At 68.5% G+C, this 16,046-nt stretch carries 18 protein-coding genes; 10 read left to right on the top strand and 8 right to left on the bottom strand.

Features of this window, described 5'->3' with window-relative positions; translation table 11 throughout:
• Window positions 1–275: 275 nt before the first annotated feature.
• Together QH276_RS26750 and QH276_RS26745 are read right to left on the bottom strand one after the other, a co-directional pair.
• Window positions 276–1,790, bottom strand: a complete 1,515-nt coding sequence (locus QH276_RS26750) for a sensor histidine kinase (protein WP_280397533.1) — start codon at window positions 1,788–1,790, stop codon at window positions 276–278.
• Window positions 1,791–2,081: 291 nt separating this feature from the next.
• Window positions 2,082–2,729: a TetR/AcrR family transcriptional regulator gene (locus QH276_RS26745; protein ID WP_280397534.1), complete on the bottom strand. Its 648-nt coding sequence runs from the start codon at window positions 2,727–2,729 to the stop codon at window positions 2,082–2,084.
• 151 nt (window positions 2,730–2,880) lie between these two features.
• On the opposite strand from QH276_RS26745, the gene QH276_RS26740 reads away from it, so the two are divergent.
• Window positions 2,881–3,906: a hypothetical protein gene (locus tag QH276_RS26740; protein WP_280397535.1), complete on the top strand. Its 1,026-nt coding sequence runs from the start codon at window positions 2,881–2,883 to the stop codon at window positions 3,904–3,906.
• Window positions 3,907–3,939: 33 nt separating this feature from the next.
• On the opposite strand, the gene QH276_RS26735 is transcribed toward QH276_RS26740, so the two are convergent.
• Window positions 3,940–4,155 carry a biotin/lipoyl-binding carrier protein gene (locus QH276_RS26735; RefSeq protein WP_280397536.1) on the bottom strand — a complete coding sequence of 72 codons (216 nt, stop codon included), beginning with the start codon at window positions 4,153–4,155 and terminating at the stop codon, window positions 3,940–3,942.
• Window positions 4,156–4,301: 146 nt separating this feature from the next.
• Between QH276_RS26735 and QH276_RS35615 the strand changes: the two genes are divergently transcribed.
• Complete coding sequence (locus QH276_RS35615; protein WP_022597109.1) at window positions 4,302–4,376, top strand: 50S ribosomal protein bL37; 75 nt, start codon at window positions 4,302–4,304, stop codon at window positions 4,374–4,376.
• Between the two features lie 109 nt (window positions 4,377–4,485).
• On the opposite strand, the gene rsrA is transcribed toward QH276_RS35615, so the two are convergent.
• Both rsrA and QH276_RS26725 read right to left on the bottom strand, forming a co-directional pair.
• Window positions 4,486–4,752, bottom strand: coding sequence for a mycothiol system anti-sigma-R factor (rsrA, locus tag QH276_RS26730; RefSeq protein ID WP_280397554.1), 267 nt, complete (start codon window positions 4,750–4,752; stop codon window positions 4,486–4,488).
• A gap of 20 nt (window positions 4,753–4,772) precedes the next feature.
• Window positions 4,773–5,456, bottom strand: a complete 684-nt coding sequence (locus QH276_RS26725; RefSeq protein WP_280397537.1) for a sigma-70 family RNA polymerase sigma factor — start codon at window positions 5,454–5,456, stop codon at window positions 4,773–4,775.
• Window positions 5,457–5,798: 342 nt separating this feature from the next.
• Between QH276_RS26725 and ybaK the strand changes: the two genes are divergently transcribed.
• From ybaK to QH276_RS26710, 3 genes are all read left to right on the top strand, one after another.
• Window positions 5,799–6,290 carry a Cys-tRNA(Pro) deacylase gene (gene ybaK, locus QH276_RS26720; RefSeq protein ID WP_280397538.1) on the top strand — a complete coding sequence of 164 codons (492 nt, stop codon included), beginning with the start codon at window positions 5,799–5,801 and terminating at the stop codon, window positions 6,288–6,290.
• A gap of 420 nt (window positions 6,291–6,710) precedes the next feature.
• Complete coding sequence (gene gntA, locus QH276_RS26715; protein WP_280397539.1) at window positions 6,711–7,403, top strand: guanitoxin biosynthesis heme-dependent pre-guanitoxin N-hydroxylase GntA; 693 nt, start codon at window positions 6,711–6,713, stop codon at window positions 7,401–7,403.
• A 126-nt stretch (window positions 7,404–7,529) separates the two neighbouring features.
• Window positions 7,530–7,835, top strand: a complete 306-nt coding sequence (locus tag QH276_RS26710) for a hypothetical protein (RefSeq protein WP_280397540.1) — start codon at window positions 7,530–7,532, stop codon at window positions 7,833–7,835.
• Between the two features lie 47 nt (window positions 7,836–7,882).
• Here the strand turns inward: QH276_RS26710 and QH276_RS26705 are convergent, their stop codons facing one another.
• On the bottom strand, window positions 7,883–8,740 hold the full coding sequence (locus QH276_RS26705; RefSeq protein ID WP_280397541.1) for an SOS response-associated peptidase: 858 nt from the start codon (window positions 8,738–8,740) through the stop codon (window positions 7,883–7,885).
• A 184-nt stretch (window positions 8,741–8,924) separates the two neighbouring features.
• On the opposite strand from QH276_RS26705, the gene QH276_RS26700 reads away from it, so the two are divergent.
• The 3 genes from QH276_RS26700 (at window position 8,925) to rsgA (ending at window position 12,818) form a co-directional block, all read left to right on the top strand.
• Window positions 8,925–10,430 carry an aldehyde dehydrogenase family protein gene (locus QH276_RS26700; RefSeq protein ID WP_280397542.1) on the top strand — a complete coding sequence of 502 codons (1,506 nt, stop codon included), beginning with the start codon at window positions 8,925–8,927 and terminating at the stop codon, window positions 10,428–10,430.
• A 79-nt stretch (window positions 10,431–10,509) separates the two neighbouring features.
• A complete protein-coding gene (aroA, locus tag QH276_RS26695) occupies window positions 10,510–11,820 on the top strand; it encodes a 3-phosphoshikimate 1-carboxyvinyltransferase (RefSeq protein ID WP_280397555.1) in 1,311 nt (436 codons plus the stop codon).
• Window positions 11,817–12,818, top strand: coding sequence for a ribosome small subunit-dependent GTPase A (rsgA, locus tag QH276_RS26690; RefSeq protein WP_280397556.1), 1,002 nt, complete (start codon window positions 11,817–11,819; stop codon window positions 12,816–12,818). The genes aroA and rsgA overlap by 4 nt, the downstream gene beginning before the upstream one ends.
• Before the next feature lie 35 nt (window positions 12,819–12,853).
• Here rsgA and QH276_RS26685 read toward each other — a convergent pair whose 3' ends face one another.
• Window positions 12,854–13,258, bottom strand: coding sequence for a TfoX/Sxy family protein (locus QH276_RS26685; RefSeq protein ID WP_280397543.1), 405 nt, complete (start codon window positions 13,256–13,258; stop codon window positions 12,854–12,856).
• 96 nt (window positions 13,259–13,354) lie between these two features.
• Here QH276_RS26685 and QH276_RS26680 point away from each other — a divergent pair, with 96 nt between their 5' ends.
• Together QH276_RS26680 and QH276_RS26675 are read left to right on the top strand one after the other, a co-directional pair.
• Complete coding sequence (locus tag QH276_RS26680; RefSeq protein WP_280397544.1) at window positions 13,355–14,329, top strand: hypothetical protein; 975 nt, start codon at window positions 13,355–13,357, stop codon at window positions 14,327–14,329.
• Window positions 14,330–14,331: 2 nt separating this feature from the next.
• Window positions 14,332–14,688, top strand: coding sequence for a GntR family transcriptional regulator (locus tag QH276_RS26675; protein ID WP_280397557.1), 357 nt, complete (start codon window positions 14,332–14,334; stop codon window positions 14,686–14,688).
• A 20-nt stretch (window positions 14,689–14,708) separates the two neighbouring features.
• On the opposite strand, the gene QH276_RS26670 is transcribed toward QH276_RS26675, so the two are convergent.
• Window positions 14,709–16,046, bottom strand: coding sequence for an LLM class flavin-dependent oxidoreductase (locus QH276_RS26670; RefSeq protein ID WP_280397545.1), 1,338 nt, complete (start codon window positions 16,044–16,046; stop codon window positions 14,709–14,711).

The following is a 16,046-nucleotide window of genomic DNA, read 5'->3' as shown; positions in this document are numbered from 1 at the left end:
GTCTCGGACTCCCCCGCGCTGCCCACACGGCCGAGCTCGTCGGCAGCGGTCCCGCCAGCGGCGCCGGGCCGCGCGGGCGCCGGACAAACGCGGCCCCCCACCCCCCCCCCCGCCCCCCCACCTTTATTTGGGGGGCGGCGCCGAAGTTTTTCCGGGGCCTTATCCGGACAGGCCCGGAATTTGCCGGAACGTCGCCCGATAATTGTTATGCGGTGTTCTCGACCACAGCTGATCTTCGGTATGCATAATTGAAACCGGCGAGTTTCCGTCGGGTATCAGCGCGCCGCACGGCGCCCCAGCGGCACCCGCAGCACCGCGTCCGTCCCGATATCGGTACCGGGATGCAACCCGATCGTCCCGCCCAATTCCGCGGTCACCAGCGTGCGCACGATCTGCAAACCCAGGCTGTCCGACGATTCCAGGCTGAATCCGGGCGGTAGGCCGCGACCGTCATCGCTGATGATCACGTCCAGCCAGCGCGCCGAACGCTCCGAACGAATGGTGACCGTACCGTTCTGGCCGCCGTCGAAGGCGTGCTCGATGGCGTTCTGCACGAGTTCGGTCAGCACCATTACCAATGGTGTGGCCCGCTCCGCGGAGAAAACGCCCAGCGAGCCCGCGCGGCGCACGGTGATCCGGGCGGTGTGCACGGTGGCGACATCGGCCATGATCGGCAGCAGCCGGTCCACGACCTCGTCCAGATCGACCTCTTCGTCCACCGACATGGACAGCATTTCGTGCACCGACGCGATAGAGGTCACCCGACGTACCGATTCGGTGAGCGCGACCCGGGCCTCCTCGTTCTCGGTGCGCCGCGCCTGCAACCGCAGTAGCGCGGCCACGGTCTGCAAATTGTTCTTCACCCGATGGTGGATTTCGCGGATGGTGGCGTCCTTGCTGAGCAGTGCCCGGTCGCGCCGCTTGACCTCGGTGACGTCACGGACCAGGACCGCCGCCCCGGCGAGTTCACCGTGCGGGCGCAGCACCAACGTGCGCAACAGTACGGTGGCGCCCCGCGCCTCCACCTCCATCCGCCGCCCGGTGCGCCCGGCCAGCGCGGCCTGGATATCGCCCACCACCTCCTGCGCATCGAACGGGTCGGTGATCAGCGAGCGCGTGGTGGTGGCCAGATCTTGCCCCGCCAGATCCGCCTGCAATCCCATCCGGTGATACGCCGACAACGCGTTCGGGCTGGCGTAGGTGACGATGCCCTCGGTATCGAGCCGAATGAACCCGTCCCCCGCCCGTGGACTGGAATGGGTCGCAGCGCGGTCCTCGGTGGTCGGGAAGGTGCCGTCCGCAATCATCTGGCACAGATCGTCGGCGCACGCCACATAGGCGATCTCCAGGCCGCTGCGCACCCGTGACCGCTGCCGGTCGGTATCGCGGCTGAGCACCGCGATCACATCGTCTCCGCAGCGCACCGGAATCGCCTCACGGATGGCCTGCACCGGGTAAGGGTGGTAGACGCCCTGGGCCTCCCCCTCGGCGTCGGTCCGCACGGTTTCCCCGCTGAGCAAGGCGTCGAACACCTGGGCGTGCTCCGAACGACGGGCAACAGTCCCGACCAGATCCTCGAGATGAACGGTCGGCGCGGTCGTCGGCCGGCACTGCGCAACACAGACGATATCGGCCCCGTCGTCGATCGGCCCCGCCCCGACCCACAGCAGCAGATCCGCGAACGAAAGATCCGCGAGCAGTTGCCAATCCCCCACTACTCGCTGCAGATGATCCACCGCCACCCCGGGTAGATCGGTGTGTTCGGCCAGCAGATCACTCAGTGTGGACATGAGCCAATTCTGGCGCCGCCCGCGACGCCGCGGCGTTTCGGCCCTGTGTTTCTGCTTCGCCTTCGGCGCCGCAGGGTTCGGGCACCCCTTGATCCCTGCTTTGCACACTCGGTACGCGCGGCGGTGCCGCTGCACGTTCGGTGCGGGCTATGGGACCTTTCGGGCTCGTCGCTTCCGCGGGAGACGGTGCGGGCCGAACCTCCGCGTCCTTGTGCGGCTCGAGCGGGAGTACCCGGGCGTGGCCGACCCCGGGTATGTGTCCGGATGAGGCGGCAATATCCAAGGGGCGTGTTACCCGGGCCCGGTGGTGGTCTGCTCGGCTGCGTCGAAGGCGGGTCCCAGCGGTGCCAGTGCGGCGTGGAGTAGACCGGGGAGCGATCCGGACGGGACCATCAAGCCGGTGGCGGCCATGGAAGCGGCAGGTGGCTGTAGCCATTGTTCGAGGGCGACGCGCACCGCGGCGGCCGCGGCGGCCGCCAAGACCCGGGCGGTGAGTGAGTCGGCGTCGCGGAGACGGCCGGCTATCGCGTCGGCGAGTGGTTGTTCGAGCGCGGCCGTCGTTTCGAGGAAGGCGCCGCGTAGTGGTGGATGGGTGGTGATCAGCAGGAGGGTGTCGCGAGCGCGTTCACCCGGGTCGGTGTACTGGGCGACGATCGCCGCGGTGACGACGTCGGCGAGGCGGTCTCCGGCCGGGCGGGCCGCGACGGCCGCGGCGATCTGCGCCTCGCGTTCGGCGGCAACGGCGGCGACGATCGCGTGCTCGCGGCTGGAGAAGTAGTTGTTGTATGTCCGCGGCGAGACATCCGCGGCGGCGGCGATGTCCTCGACCCGGACGTTCTCGGGACCGTGTTCGAACGCCAGCCGCAAGGCAGCCTCCCGCAGCGCCACCCGAGTGGCCTGCTTCTTCCGTTCCCGTAATCCCGGCTGTTCTCTTGCCACCCAAGCAGGTTGCCATAATTCATGCGCGTACGCAAATTTGCGTGTACGCAATTTTCTCGGCTAGCGTGCCCCGCGAAGGACACCGACACCGACACCGACACCGACACCGACACCGACACCGACACCGACACCGACAGAACGGAATACGCTCATGCGTGGCAAAGGGATGACCTACGACACCGGTTTCATCCGGAACGGCCGGAGTTCGCGGCCGGACTTCGAGCCGGCGGTGGTCGAGCGCGAACTCACCATCATTCGCGACGATCTGCACTGCAATGCCGTCCAGATCGTCGGCGGTGACGCCGGCAGACTCGAACTCGCCGCGCGCTGCGCCGCCGGGCTGGGACTGGAGGTCTGGTTCTCGCCCTACCCGCTGGAACTCACCGGCGACCAGATCCTGGCCCTGTTCACCGACTGCGCGCGGCGAGCGGAGCGGCTACGCCGCGACGGCGCCGAAGTGGTCTTCGTCGCCGGGGTCGAACTGAGCATCATGAACCGCGGATTTCTCCCCGGGGACAGCGTCGAGCAGCGGCTGGACCTGCTGTTGGGTGAGGTGGACCGCCGGGCGGAGCGGATCGCCGCGGTGAGTGCCCGCCTAGGGGATTTCTTCGCGGGCGCCCTGCCGGTGATCCGCGAACATTTTCGGGGCAGGATCACCTACGCCTGCATACCGTTCGAGCGGATCGACTGGTCACCGTTCGACTTCGTCGCGATCGAGCTGATCCGCTCCGCGGAGGTGGCCGATCAGTTCCGCGCCGGCGTGCGCGACCTCGTGGCGCAGGGCAAACCGGTCGCCGTCACCGGCTTCGGCACGGCCACCTGGCAAGGCTCGGGTGCGGTGGCGCCGCGGAGTATGGAGATCGTCGAATACGACGATCACGGCAACCCCGCCCGGCTGAGCGGGGACTATGCCCGCGACGAGCATGGGCAGGCCGCCTATCTGCGGGAACTTCTGGAGATATTCGACGCCGAGGGCGTGGACAGCACTTTCGTGTTCCTGTTCGCGCTCTACAGCCACCCGCACCGGGTGACCGGCGATCCGCGCGACGATCTCGACCTCGCCGGTCTGGGCATCGTCAAGGTCCTGCCGGGAGGGCGCGGAACCACCTACCCGGATATGGCCTGGGAACCCAAGGAAGCCTTCACCGCTGTCGCGGAGCACTATCGCGGAGCATGAACCCGCCCGCGAAACACCTGGATCGGCGAACCGTCAATCGATCACGGCGATGAGGTCGCCCGCCTGGAGGACCTGGCCGGGTTCGACGGCGATCGAGGAGACCGCGCCGCCCGCTTCGGCGAGCACCGGGATCTCCATCTTCATCGACTCGAGCAGCACCAACGTCTGATCGGTGACGACCTGCTCGCCGACCTCGACTTCGACGGTGAGCACCGTGGAGACCATTTCCGCCCGCACTTCTTCCGCCATGACACCTCGTTCAGTAGGTTCGTTCCGATACCGGGGCCGCCGCGGGGCGTACCGCCGTCGATACAGCCAATCACACGTGAAACAATGGCCGGGATCAACATGTACTCCCCGCAGTCGCGGGAAAAGTCCCCAGGAGGGAGCTACCCATGGGTAAGCGTGGCCGCAAGAAGCGCAGTCGTAAGGGCAACGCCGCCAATCACGGCAAACGTCCCAACGCCTGAGCCGCCGGCACAGATACGGGAAACGGACAACCCGCGCTCCTGAGGAGCGCGGGTTGTCGTTTTCCGGAAGACCTTCGGCGCCGCGGCGCGCACCGGATTAAGCGGCGGCCTATTCGGCCGGGCTCTCCTCGGTGGTCACCTTCACCGAGCGGGTGCGGATCTCCACCATGAGCCGTTCACGCAGCGAATCGGGGGCCTTGTCGCCGCCGCATTTGCGGCTGAGCAGGCTTTTGATCTTCTCTTCGATACCGTAGGCCTCGATACACGGGGCGCAGTGGTCCATATGGTGCTGGAGACGTTCGCGGGTGCGGTCGTCGCACTCACCGTCGAGCATCAGCCACACATCGGCCAATACCGCCGTGCAGTCGAGCTCCATATCGGGGTCATGCTCGGTGCTCACTGCTTGACCTCCTGGCGCACCTCGGTGGCGGTATCGGCATTCCCGGACTCGCCGGTGCGGTGGAACCCTCGTTCACGTGCCACGTCGGCGAGCAGACCCTTCAGCTGTTTCCGGCCGCGGTGCAGCCGGGACATCACCGTACCGATGGGGGTCCCCATGATGTCGGCGATTTCCTTGTACGGGAACCCTTCGACATCGGCGTAGTACACCGCCATCCGGAATTCTTCGGGCAACTGGATGAGGGCGGCCTTGATATCGTCGTCCGGCAGGGCGTCGAGAGCCTCGACCTCGGCCGAGCGCAGACCCGTCGAACTGTGCTCGGCGGTGGCCGCGAGCTGCCAGTCGGTGATCTCGTCGGTGGGGTACTGCGCGGGCTGACGCTGTTTCTTGCGGTAGGAATTGATGTAGGTGTTGGTGAGAATCCGATACAGCCAGGCCCGCAGGTTGGTGCCTTCTTTGAAGGATTTGAAACCGGCATAGGCCTTGACGTAGGTCTCCTGAACCAGGTCCTCGGCGTCGGCCGGGTTACGCGTCATCCGCAGTGCGGCGCCGTAGAGCTGGTCCAGCATGGGTAGCGCATCCCGCTCGAACCGCCGGTCCAGTTCGGCGCCGGTTTCCGGCTGGTCGGCAGGCCGCTCGTCGGCGCCGGTTCCGGTCGCCACGTCGTCCTCGCTCGTCACACGTGTCCCTTCGATAGGTTCACCAGCCAAATCTACCGGGAGTGTGAAGTCGGAGAAGAACCGCGTGCGCGCCGGGGCCGGATCGTGCGTGATCGGGCGTTGTTCGACGAGTACTGGCACCGTCGCTCCTTCGCTCTGACGGGGGTTTCGCACCGGTGGCCGTTGTCGAGGCCCGCCCGGTGCCGGTATCTGCCGCGTACAACCCGCACCGCGTGCGAACTGTTCCCGACCACCACAAAGCCGGTTCGGAGGGAGCCACCCGGTCGACTGCGCGGGGACCACCCCTCGTCGCCGCCGGCGCGAGGGACCCGGTGCCGGGCGCTTCCCGCTAAGGTGCTGCCCATGGCAGCAGGAGCCACACCGGCGATCCGCGCGCTGGTCGCGGACGGGGCCCGGCACACCGTGCACAGTTACGACCACGACCCGCGGAGCGACTCCTACGGCACCGAGGCCGTCGACGTGCTGTGCGCGCGGCTCGGGACAGATGCCCGGCAGATCTTCAAAACCCTCGTTCTGGAGCTGTCCACCGGCTCGCTCGCGGTGGCGGTGCTGCCGGTACCCACGACCCTGTCGTTGAAAGCGGCGGCCGCGGCGCTGGGCGCGCCGAAGGCAACGATGGCGGACCGGGTGAAAGCCGAGCGCACCACCGGCTACGTGCTCGGCGGGATTTCTCCGCTGGGGCAGCGCCGGCGGCTGCCGACCGTGGTGGACGCCTCTGCAGCGGACTGGGACACCGTGTTCTGCAGCGCGGGTAAGCGTGGCGTGGAGATCGAGCTCGCTCCCGCCGATCTGATCCGCCTGGCCGGCGCTGTCACCGCGCCGGTCACCGCGTGACCCCCGCGCCGGCCCGGGCGTTGCCGGTCACGGGGATGTTGCCGATACCCAGCCGGAGACAACCTGCCGCCTCGTGCCGATGGGCCGGCCGAGCGTTCGGCCGGTTCACTGCGGGCGCAGTCCGGTGAGCGCGTTCCCGCTCCCGTAGGGCCAGGTCCGGTGAGCGGGCAGGGCACGGGTGCCGAGCGCCGTCCCGGGGTCGGGCCGGCACCGGTGCTGTGATCCTCGGCATGTCCGTAAGACGGTTTGCTGCCCCGTAGCAGGACCATCCGCCGCCGGGGCGCTCCGCTCGATTCGCGCGTGGCGCCGGTCTGCTGACAAGATCGGCAGCGCAGTGCGGTCGAGGCGGGCCGATTCACCGGTTCAACCAGGTGAACCGCCTCCGAACCGAGGATTACGTGGTTGAAAGGAACACCGGGATTGACGACGGACGCGCGAGCCGAGCTGGAGAAGTTTCTGCTCGGAGACCGGTTCGCCTGTCTGGCGGGACGCTCCGCCTGGCGCCGCGGCGGTATCACCCACCGCCACTACGACCTGCTGGGTGGTGCAGACTCGGCTCGGTTGATGGCACTCGATCTCGCCGAGTTCGTCGGCGCCGCGGACTGGAGTCCGCGGAATTTCACCAGCTTCATCGCCACTTTCGAGCAGCCCCGCGGGGTGGACGAGTTGCGGTTCGAAGAGTTGCTGTGGCAGCACCTGCAGTTGCTGCACGAGGCGGATGCGGACAATTACGGGTGGGCGGCCGGATACTCGTCCGACCCCCGGTCCGGCGAGTTCGGATACAGCGTGGCCGGGCATCCGTTCTTTGTGATCGGACTGCACGAGACGCATCGGCGGTTCGGCCGGCGGCCGCCGTTCCCGACGCTGGCGTTCAATTCCCATGAACAGTTCGGCCTGATCAAAGCGGCGGGGATGTGGGACCGGCTGGCGGAGAAGATCCGCAAACAGGACATCATGCTGCAGGGCGATATCAATCCCAACCTGCTGGAGTACGAGAAGCTCTCCGAGGCGCGCCGCTACTCGGGTCGTCCCAAACCCGCGGACTGGCAATGTCCGTTCGCGGCCCGTCCCGCGGCGGAGGAACGCGAACTGGCCGCGGCGCCGGGGGCGTAATCGCCGTCTTCTCACCCCGTAATCGGGCAACTCGCCCTGGCGCCGGGCGTGGATACCCCGGGACGCGCCGCAACGTATGCGTTACTGGTGAGCGACCGATGGACCGACCCGAGGATGTGATGCGATATGTCCCCGCGCAAACCCCTGCGCACCGCGTTCTTCGCCGTATCCGCGGCCGCGGCACTCACTGTCGCCCCCGCCCTACTGACCACCCCGTTCGCCGCGACCGCGCACGCGGCCCCGGCGGAGTACCCGCTCGGCGGGGAGGACGGTGCGACCGATGACGGCAAAAAGGAGAACGACCCGGCCGAGCGGGCGGAGAAGGCAGGCGGTGGCATCCTCTCCGAAACCATCGATCTCAGTGCCGATCTGCTCAAATGCGGTCTGAGTATCGCGACCCCCGCGGTGAAGTGCCCGCTGGGCGGTAGCTGACCACGGCTGTTCCGGGGCCGGTGACACGGCCCCGGAAACAGCCGTCGTCACAGCAGCGTCGGCTGTTCGGCCGGGCCGTCGGCGGGCGCCAGCAGTTCCGGGCCGTTGTTCTTCACGCTGTTCACCAGCGGCGTCACCGGACGCGCCGCGATCTGGGCAACCAGTTCCGCGCTCGGCGGTTCCAGCAGTTCGGCAGGCGCCGGATGGTCCGGATCCAGCCAGGCTTCCCAGTGCTCCTCCGGCATGGGTAGCGGCATGCGGTCGTGGATACGGGTGAGATCGCCGATCGCGTCGGTGGTGAGAATGGTGCAGGACAGCAGGGGCGCGGCGGCGTCGAGAGAGCGGTCCCGCCAGACCGACCACAGACCCGCCATGTAGAGCCGCGAACCGTCGGCCCGGGACATGAAGTACGGGTGTTTGATCACCTTCGGTTTCTTGCCCCGGCCGGGACCGGCCGGATCGGGCTCGACCAGCCATTCGTACCAGCCGTCCATGGGCACCAGGCAGCGGCGGTACTTCACCGCGTCACGGAACGAGGGCAGGCTCGCCGCCTTGTCCGCGCGGGCGTTGAACAACGGCTTGCCCTTGACCGGTACACCCGGTTCGGCGGCTTTGGTCCAGTGCGGGATCAATCCCCAGCGCATCCGGCGGATCCGCCGGGTCGGCGCGTCGCGCGGATGGTCGTGGTCGTGCCGTTCGACCACGGTGAGGATCTGCGTCGTCGGGGCGACGTTGTAATTGGCCCACCGCCGTTCCGGTTCACCGGCCGCGGCTTCCGGCGCGCTCGATTCGGCGGCCGCGCTGTTCGGCCGGATACCCGGATCGACGGGCCCGGTTTCATCGATCGCGTCCAGTTCGGCAGCGAGGCGCCCCGGATTCGTGGTCGTCGCATAACGTCCGCACATACTTCCGATCCTCGCACCGAATACCGACAGATCGAGACAATTGCCGCCCGGAGGACGACAATGGGGCTAGTACTAGGTGACGTGTTGAGAGTTATGTCTTAGCATTCTCTCAACGGGGACGTGGCGGTCACAGGCTGCCCGTTCGCGCGCGCAGCAACCGCCCTACTTCCGCAGAGGAGACCCTGTGACAACCACAGAAAACGCCACCGAGAAAGCGTCGGTGCTGACCTCGGTCGATCCGGCCACCGGCGCGACGCTGGCCACCTATCCGATCGCCGACGAGCAGGCCGTCGCCGAGGCCGTCGCCAAGGCCCGCGCCGCCACCCCGGTCTGGGCGGACCTGGGCTTCGACGGCCGCAAGAAAGCACTGTTGCGCTGGTCCAGCAGGCTTGTCGCCAAAGCCGACGAGTTCTGCGAACTCATCCACGCCGAGAACGGCAAACCGGTCGACGACGCCTTCCTCGAGCTGATGCTGGCGCTGGAACATATCGCCTGGGCCGCCAAACATGCCAAGAAGACGCTGTCGCCGCAGAAGATTCCGTCCGGCCCGATGATGGCGAATTTCTCCGCCCGCATCGAATACCGCCCGCTGGGCGTCATCGGAATCATCGGCCCGTGGAATTACCCGGTGTACACCCCGAACGGTTCCATCGCCTACGCGCTCGCGGCCGGTAACACCGTCGTCTTCAAGCCGTCGGAATTCTCCACCGGTATCGGCAACTTCCTGGCCGAGGCATTCTCCGAGGCCAATCCCGAACTGCCCGAGGGCGTGTTCCTCGCGATCAACGGGTTCGGCGCCACCGGCGCGGCGCTGGTGAAGGCCGGCGTCGACAAGGTCGCGTTCACCGGCTCGGCCGCCACCGGCCGCAAGATCATGGCCTCGGCCGCCGAGAACCTCACCCCGGTCCTGCTGGAATGCGGCGGTAAGGACCCGGTCATCGTCGCGGCCGACGCCGATGTGAAGGCCGCGGCCGACGCCGTGGCCTGGGGCGCCACCTCCAACAGCGGCCAGACCTGCGCCGGCGTCGAACGCGTCTACGTGGACAAATCGGTCAAGGAAGAATTCCTGAGCGAACTGACCCGGATCCTGAAGGATGTGAAACCGGGTTCGGACGCCGGCGCCAACTACGGCCCGATGACCATGCCGAGTCAGATCGATATCGTGAAACGGCATATCGAGGCCGCGCTCGCCAGCGGCGGCAAGGCACTGCTGGGCGGGCCGGAATCGGTCAAGGGCCCCTACATCGAACCGGTCGTCCTGGTCGACGTCGACGAGAACTCCGCCGCCGTCAAGGAAGAGACCTTCGGCCCGACCGTCACCGTCACCACGGTGGACAGCATCGACGAAGCGATCGAACTGGCCAACAACACCACCTTCGGCCTGGCCTCGGCGGTGTACTCGAAGAAACAGGGCCTCGAGATCGCCCGGCGCCTGAAGGTCGGCGCGACCTCGGTGAACTCGGTGCTCGGTTTCGCCGCCATCCCGGGTCTCCCGTTCGGTGGTAGCGCCGATTCCGGGATCGGCCGGATCCACGGCGAACCGGGTCTGCGGGAATTCGCGCGGCCGCATTCGATCGCGGTGCAGAAGTTCACCATCCCGGGTATGGCACTGATGAGTTACCGCCGCACCCAGGCGAATATGAAGATGTTGCGCAGGATGGTGCCGCTGCTGCACGGCCGCAACAAGTGATAGTCCGGCACAGATGAACAGGCGGCCGGTGGTGCCCGGCGACACACTCGACCGCACCACCGGCGCGCCTGTCACCCCGATGCGCCAAGATGGTCGAGTGAGTTTCTGGCCAGCGCCCCATGTCGACGCCCCCGTGCAGGCGACCGTCACCCTGCCCGGCTCCAAATCGATCACGAACAGAGCGCTGGTCCTGGCCGCGCTCGCCGACGGCCCGTCCACCATCACCGGGGCGCTACGCAGCCGCGATACCGGCCTGATGATCGAGGCGCTGCGTGCACTCGGCACCCAGATCATCGGTGACGCAGATACCCTCGCCGTCACCCCCGGCCCGCTACGGGGCGGGCAGGTCGATTGCGGGCTGGCCGGTACGGTGATGCGCTTCGTCCCGCCGGTCGCCACCCTGGCCGCGGGCGACAGCGCTTTCGACGGCGATATCGCCGCACGCGTCCGGCCACTGCGCACCATCCTCGACGCACTGCGCGGGCTGGGCGCCACGATCGAGGGCGACGCCCTGCCGTTCACCGTGCGCGGCAACGGATCGCTGCGCGGCGGCACCATCACCATCGACGCCTCCGGTTCCTCGCAGTTCGTTTCCGGGCTGCTGCTGTCGGGCGCCCGGTTCGACGAGGGTGTGGTGGTCCGGCATTCCGGTAGCGCACTGCCCTCCATGCCGCATATCGAGATGACGGTGGAAATGCTGCGCCGCGCCGATGTGACGGTCGAGGCGCCCGCCGATCCGCGCGCCGAACAGATCTGGACCGTGGCTCCGGGTGCGATCCGCGCGGTCGACTGGAGCGTGGAGCCCGATCTGTCCAATGCCACCCCGTTCCTCGCCGCCGCGGCGGTCACCGGCGGGCGGGTGAGCATCCCGCACTGGCCGCGCCTGACCACGCAGGCCGGTGACGTGATCCGGGAGATCCTGGTGCGCATGGGTGCCGAAGCGGGCTTCTCCGACGGCGCCCTCACGGTGACCGGCCCGGACCGGCTGGCCGGTATCGATATCGATCTGCACGATGTGGGCGAGCTGACGCCCACCGTCGCCGCGCTGGCCGCGCTGGCGGATTCGGAATCGCGGCTGCGGGGTATCGCCCATCTGCGCGGCCACGAAACCGACCGGCTCGCGGCCCTGTCCACCGAGATCAACCGTCTCGGCGGGCAGGTGACCGAAACCGAGGACGGCCTGGAGATCACCCCGGCACCGCTGCACGGCGGCCGCTGGCACTCCTACGCCGACCATCGGATGGCCACGGCCGGCGCGATTCTCGGCCTCGCCGTCCCCGGCGTGGAGATCGAGGATATCGGCACCACCGCCAAGACTCTGCCCGATTTCGTCGCCCTGTGGGAGTCGATGCTCGACCCGGAAACGGCCGCACCGGGAGCGGCCCGCTGAGCCGCCGCGGTCGCAGCAGCGCCTCGTACGACGAATCCGATGTCCGGGTGCGTCCGGGGCGCAGTTCGCGGCCGCGGACCAAGACCCGGCCGGAACATCGGGACGCCCGGCCGGCGATGGTGGTCTCGGTGGACCGCGGCCGCTGGGGATGTGTCCTCGACGGTGACCCGGCCCGGCCGCTGGTGGCGATGCGCGCCCGGGAACTGGGACGCACCCCGATCGTGGTGGGCGATCAGGTGGATGTGGTCGGTGATCTGTCCGGCCGTCCCGATACCCTCGCGCGGATCGTGCGCGTCGCCGAACGCCGCACCGTCCTGCGGCGCACCGCCGACGACACGGACCCGTTCGAACGGGTGGTCGTCGGGAATGCCGAACAACTTTTCATCGTCGTAGCACTGGCCGATCCGCCGCCGCGCACCGGTTTCGTGGAACGGGCGATGGTCGCCGCCTACGCCGGCGGTCTGACCCCGGTGCTGTGCCTGACCAAACACGATCTGGCCGCCGACTCCGAATTCGCCGCCGATTTCGACGATCTGGATCTGCGCATCGTGTACGGCGGGATCGACGACCCCCTCGAGCCCGTGCTCGAACTGCTCACCGGTCGGCTCACCTGCTTCCTCGGGCATTCGGGGGTCGGTAAATCCACGCTGGTGAACCGGCTGGTTCCCGATGCCGCACGCGCGGTCGGCGAAGTGTCCGGGGTCGGGAAGGGTAAGCACACGTCCACGCAATCGGTCGCGCTGGCGCTGCCGGGTGGCGGCTGGGTGATCGATACCCCGGGTGTGCGCTCGTTCGGCCTCGCCCATATCACCCCCGACGATGTGATCGCCGCGTTCACCGATCTCGCCGCGGCGATCGAGGACTGCCCGCGGGGCTGTACCCACCTCGGGCCGCCGGCCGATCCGGAATGCGCGCTCGACCAGTTCCCGGAGAAGGCGCGCCGGGTGGCCGCGATCCGCCGGCTGCTGGTCGCCTTGAACTCCAACGAGGCCTGGTGAGCCGTTTCGCCGGATGACCGCGCCGAGCGACGGGTTCAGCGTTTCGGTTTCGCGGCTTTCGGACGTGCGGATTCCGGTTCGGCGGACCTGGGTTTCGCCGCCGGCATCTTCTTGGGTGGCAGCGTCCGGGCGAACCGGGCGCCGCGATCGACCCATTCCGTGAGCGCGGGGTCGTTCCCGACGGCGGCGGCCCGCACCCGCAGCCAGCCGTCCAGTTCCCGGCCTTGCATCACCATCGGCGCGACGTCGATATCGTCGACCAGCGCAGCCGCCGCCTCGGGCGCCATCCGGATCATCAGTCCGCCTCCGCCCATCACCACGACCCCCATATGCCCGCCGAACAGGAATGCCAGTCCGCCGAACATCTTGCGTTCCGCGATATCGGTCGCGGCACCCAGCACGTCGCGGATCCGTTCCGCCAGCTCTTCGTCGTAGGCCATGGGGTCAGTGTGCGCGGACCCGCCGACAGGTCCACCCCCCTCGGCGCCCTATTGGTTCCTTTGTTATGATTCAAACATAACAATCGAGGAGAACCAGTGACACGACCCAGCTCGCTCCGGCTCTGCCTACTGGCCGGGCTCCCGCCCATTGTGTGTGCCGTTCCCAACCTGATCCTGCTGGCCACCGCGGCCGATGATCTGCCCGATCCGCTGGCCACCCACTTCTCCGCCGAGGGCGCCGACGGTTTCACCGGGCGCGTGGCCACCATGGGAATCGCCGCCGCGCTGGCCGTCGGATTCGGCGCGCTGTTCGCCGTGATACTGGTGGTCGCCAACCGGCAGGACGCACCGGCGCGCCGGCCGGATACGACGTTCGACCCCAACCGCTTGCTGGTCGCCAGCGCCTGGGGAGTCGGCGCACTGCTCGGGGTCGTGCTGTTCGCGAGCACCCGCGCCAACCTCGGCCTGGCGGACGCCGCACAGGCCACCCTCCCCGGCTGGACATTCCCCGTGGCGGCGGTGATCGCGCTGGTGTTCGGGGCGGCGGGCTGGTTCATCGCTCCGGCCGGCCCCGTGGCCGCTGACGCACCCGCGGCCGTCGCACCCCTCCCGATCGGCCACGGCGAACGCGTGAGCTGGTCGCGGCGGGTCACTTCGCCGTGGATGCTGCTGACCGGCCTGGCGTCCCTGGTGATCGGTGTGGCAGTCGGGGTGGTGGTGCACCCGCTGGTCGGTGCGATCGCGGTATTCGCCGGGCTCTTCGCGGTCCAGCTCGCCGTGGTGCGCGTGGTCGTCGACCGGCGCGGACTCACCGTCGGCAGCGGTCTGCTCGGCTGGCCGCGGTGGCGGCTGGCGCCCGCGGAGATCAGCGAGGTCACCGCGGCCGATATCTCGCCCGCCCACTACGGCGGATACGGATTCCGGCTGGTTCCGGGCGCTACCGCGGTGGTGCTGCGCGGCGGACCCGGCATCGTGGTAACCCGTCGTTCCGGCCGGCAGTTCGCGGTATCGGTGGACGATGCCGAAACCGGCGCCGCTGTCCTGGCGGGTGTCGTCCAGAAAAGCGCGTGACGGTGCTGATCCGTGTCGATCCGGCGCGCCCCGAACCCCTGGCCGACCAGATCGCGGCCTGTGTCCGCCGGGCCATCGCCGACGGCGAAGCCGCGGAGGGTGAGCGGTTGCCCGGGGCCCGCGAACTCGCCGCGTCGCTGGACGTCAGCATCCATACGGTCCTCGCCGGCTACCAGCGGCTACGTGACGAAGGCCTGATCGAACTGCGCCGGGGACGCGGCGCGACGATCCGCGCCGGTACCCCGGCGGGCCGGGCGGCGGTGGTAGACCTCGCCGCTCAGCTCGTCGCCGCCGCGCGGCATATCGGCCTGGACGAGGACGAACTCATCGCCCTCGTCCGCACGGCCGCGGCCCGCTGATCCCGCGAGACCGGCGGCTGCTACCCGCCGACCCCCGCGACCGCCGGCGCGTAGCGGCCGATATGCGCCGCGAGACCGTAGTGCCCGCGCAGCGTGGTCTCGGTGTAGTCGGTGCGGAACAGTCCGCGGGCCTGCAGGATCGGGACGACCTGATCGACGAAATCGGTGAGACCGCCCGGCAGGTAGGGCGGCATCACGTTGAAACCGTCGGCCGCGCCGGCTTCGAACCAGCGCTGCAGATCATCGGCGATCTGTTCCGGCGTCCCGGCCACGGTGCGATGACCGCGCCCGCCGCCGAGTTCGGCGATGAGGTCGCCGATGGTCAGCGATTCCCGCGCCGCCAGGTCCTTCACCAGCTGATACCGGCTCTTGTTGCCCTGGATCTGTTCCAGTGGTGGCAGCGCGGGCAGCGGTGCGTCCAGCGGGTAACCGGTGAGGTCCACCCCGACCATCTGCGACAGCTGGCGCAGGGCGTATTCCGGGGAGATCAGCGCGGTGAATTCTCGTTCCAGCCGCCGCCCGGCCGCTTCGGATTCGGCGAGGAAGGGCACGATGCCCGGCAGGATCTTGACCTCGTCCGGATCACGCCCGGCCGCGACCGCGCGGGCCTTCACATCCCGGTAGAACTCCTGCCCTTCCGGGAGCGAGCGCTGGGCGGTGAAGACCGCTTCGGCCCAGCGGCCCGCGAAATCCTTACCGCTCTCGGAGGATCCGGCCTGGACGAGCAGCGGCCGTCCCTGTGCCGAGGCGGGCACGTTGAGCGGGCCGCGTACGGTGAACCGCTCCCCCACATGATCGACGGTATGCACCTTCGCCGGGTCGGCGAAGATCGCCGCCTCGGTGTCGAGCACGAGCGCGTCGTGTTCCCACGAATCCCACAGGGCGGTGGCCACTTCGACGAATTCCTCGGCCCGGCGATAGCGGCCGGCGTGGTCGGGAACATCGGGGAACCCGAAATTGGCCGCTTCGTCGGCTCCCACCGAGGTGACGATATTCCAGCCCGCGCGTCCCCCGCTGATCTGGTCGAGCGAGGCGAGCGCCCGCGCCAGGTTGTACGGCTCGTGGTATCCGGTGGACGCCGTGGCGATGAGACCGATCCGCTCGGTGGCCACCGCCATCGCGGTCAGCAAGGTGATCGGCTCGAAGATCGACTGCGCGTTGCGGTCGATCCGGGCGCCCACCGACAGCAGATCGGCGAAGAACACCGAATCGAGTTTGCCGCGTTCGGCGGTCCGCGCGAGTTCCTGGAAGTAGCTCACCCGGGCCACATTGCGGGCATCCGTACGCGGATGGCGCCACGCGGCCTCGTGGTGGCCGACCCCCATGAGGAAGGCGTTGAGATGCAGCTGTCCGGACAT

Source organism: Nocardia carnea, from assembly GCF_029869215.1.
GTDB classification, from domain to species: Bacteria; Actinomycetota; Actinomycetes; order Mycobacteriales; family Mycobacteriaceae; genus Nocardia; species Nocardia carnea_B.
The sequence above is the reverse complement of the archived record's forward strand: the minus strand, read 5'-3'. Positions and strand labels throughout refer to the sequence as shown.

What these genes read in the sequence shown, in the direction of transcription:
- QH276_RS26750 (WP_280397533.1), bottom strand. Translation starts at nt 1,790, where the DNA reads ATGTCCACACTGAGTGATCTGCTGGCCGAACACACCGATCTACCCGGG.
- QH276_RS26740 (WP_280397535.1), top strand. Translation starts at nt 2,881, where the DNA reads ATGCGTGGCAAAGGGATGACCTACGACACCGGTTTCATCCGGAACGGC.
- QH276_RS26735 (WP_280397536.1), bottom strand. Translation starts at nt 4,155, where the DNA reads ATGGCGGAAGAAGTGCGGGCGGAAATGGTCTCCACGGTGCTCACCGTC.
- rsrA (WP_280397554.1), bottom strand. Translation starts at nt 4,752, where the DNA reads ATGGAGCTCGACTGCACGGCGGTATTGGCCGATGTGTGGCTGATGCTC.
- ybaK (WP_280397538.1), top strand. Translation starts at nt 5,799, where the DNA reads ATGGCAGCAGGAGCCACACCGGCGATCCGCGCGCTGGTCGCGGACGGG.
- QH276_RS26710 (WP_280397540.1), top strand. Translation starts at nt 7,530, where the DNA reads ATGTCCCCGCGCAAACCCCTGCGCACCGCGTTCTTCGCCGTATCCGCG.
- QH276_RS26705 (WP_280397541.1), bottom strand. Translation starts at nt 8,740, where the DNA reads ATGTGCGGACGTTATGCGACGACCACGAATCCGGGGCGCCTCGCTGCC.
- aroA (WP_280397555.1), top strand. Translation starts at nt 10,510, where the DNA reads ATGCGCCAAGATGGTCGAGTGAGTTTCTGGCCAGCGCCCCATGTCGAC.
- QH276_RS26685 (WP_280397543.1), bottom strand. Translation starts at nt 13,258, where the DNA reads ATGGCCTACGACGAAGAGCTGGCGGAACGGATCCGCGACGTGCTGGGT.
- QH276_RS26670 (WP_280397545.1), bottom strand. Translation starts at nt 16,046, where the DNA reads ATGTCCGGACAGCTGCATCTCAACGCCTTCCTCATGGGGGTCGGCCAC.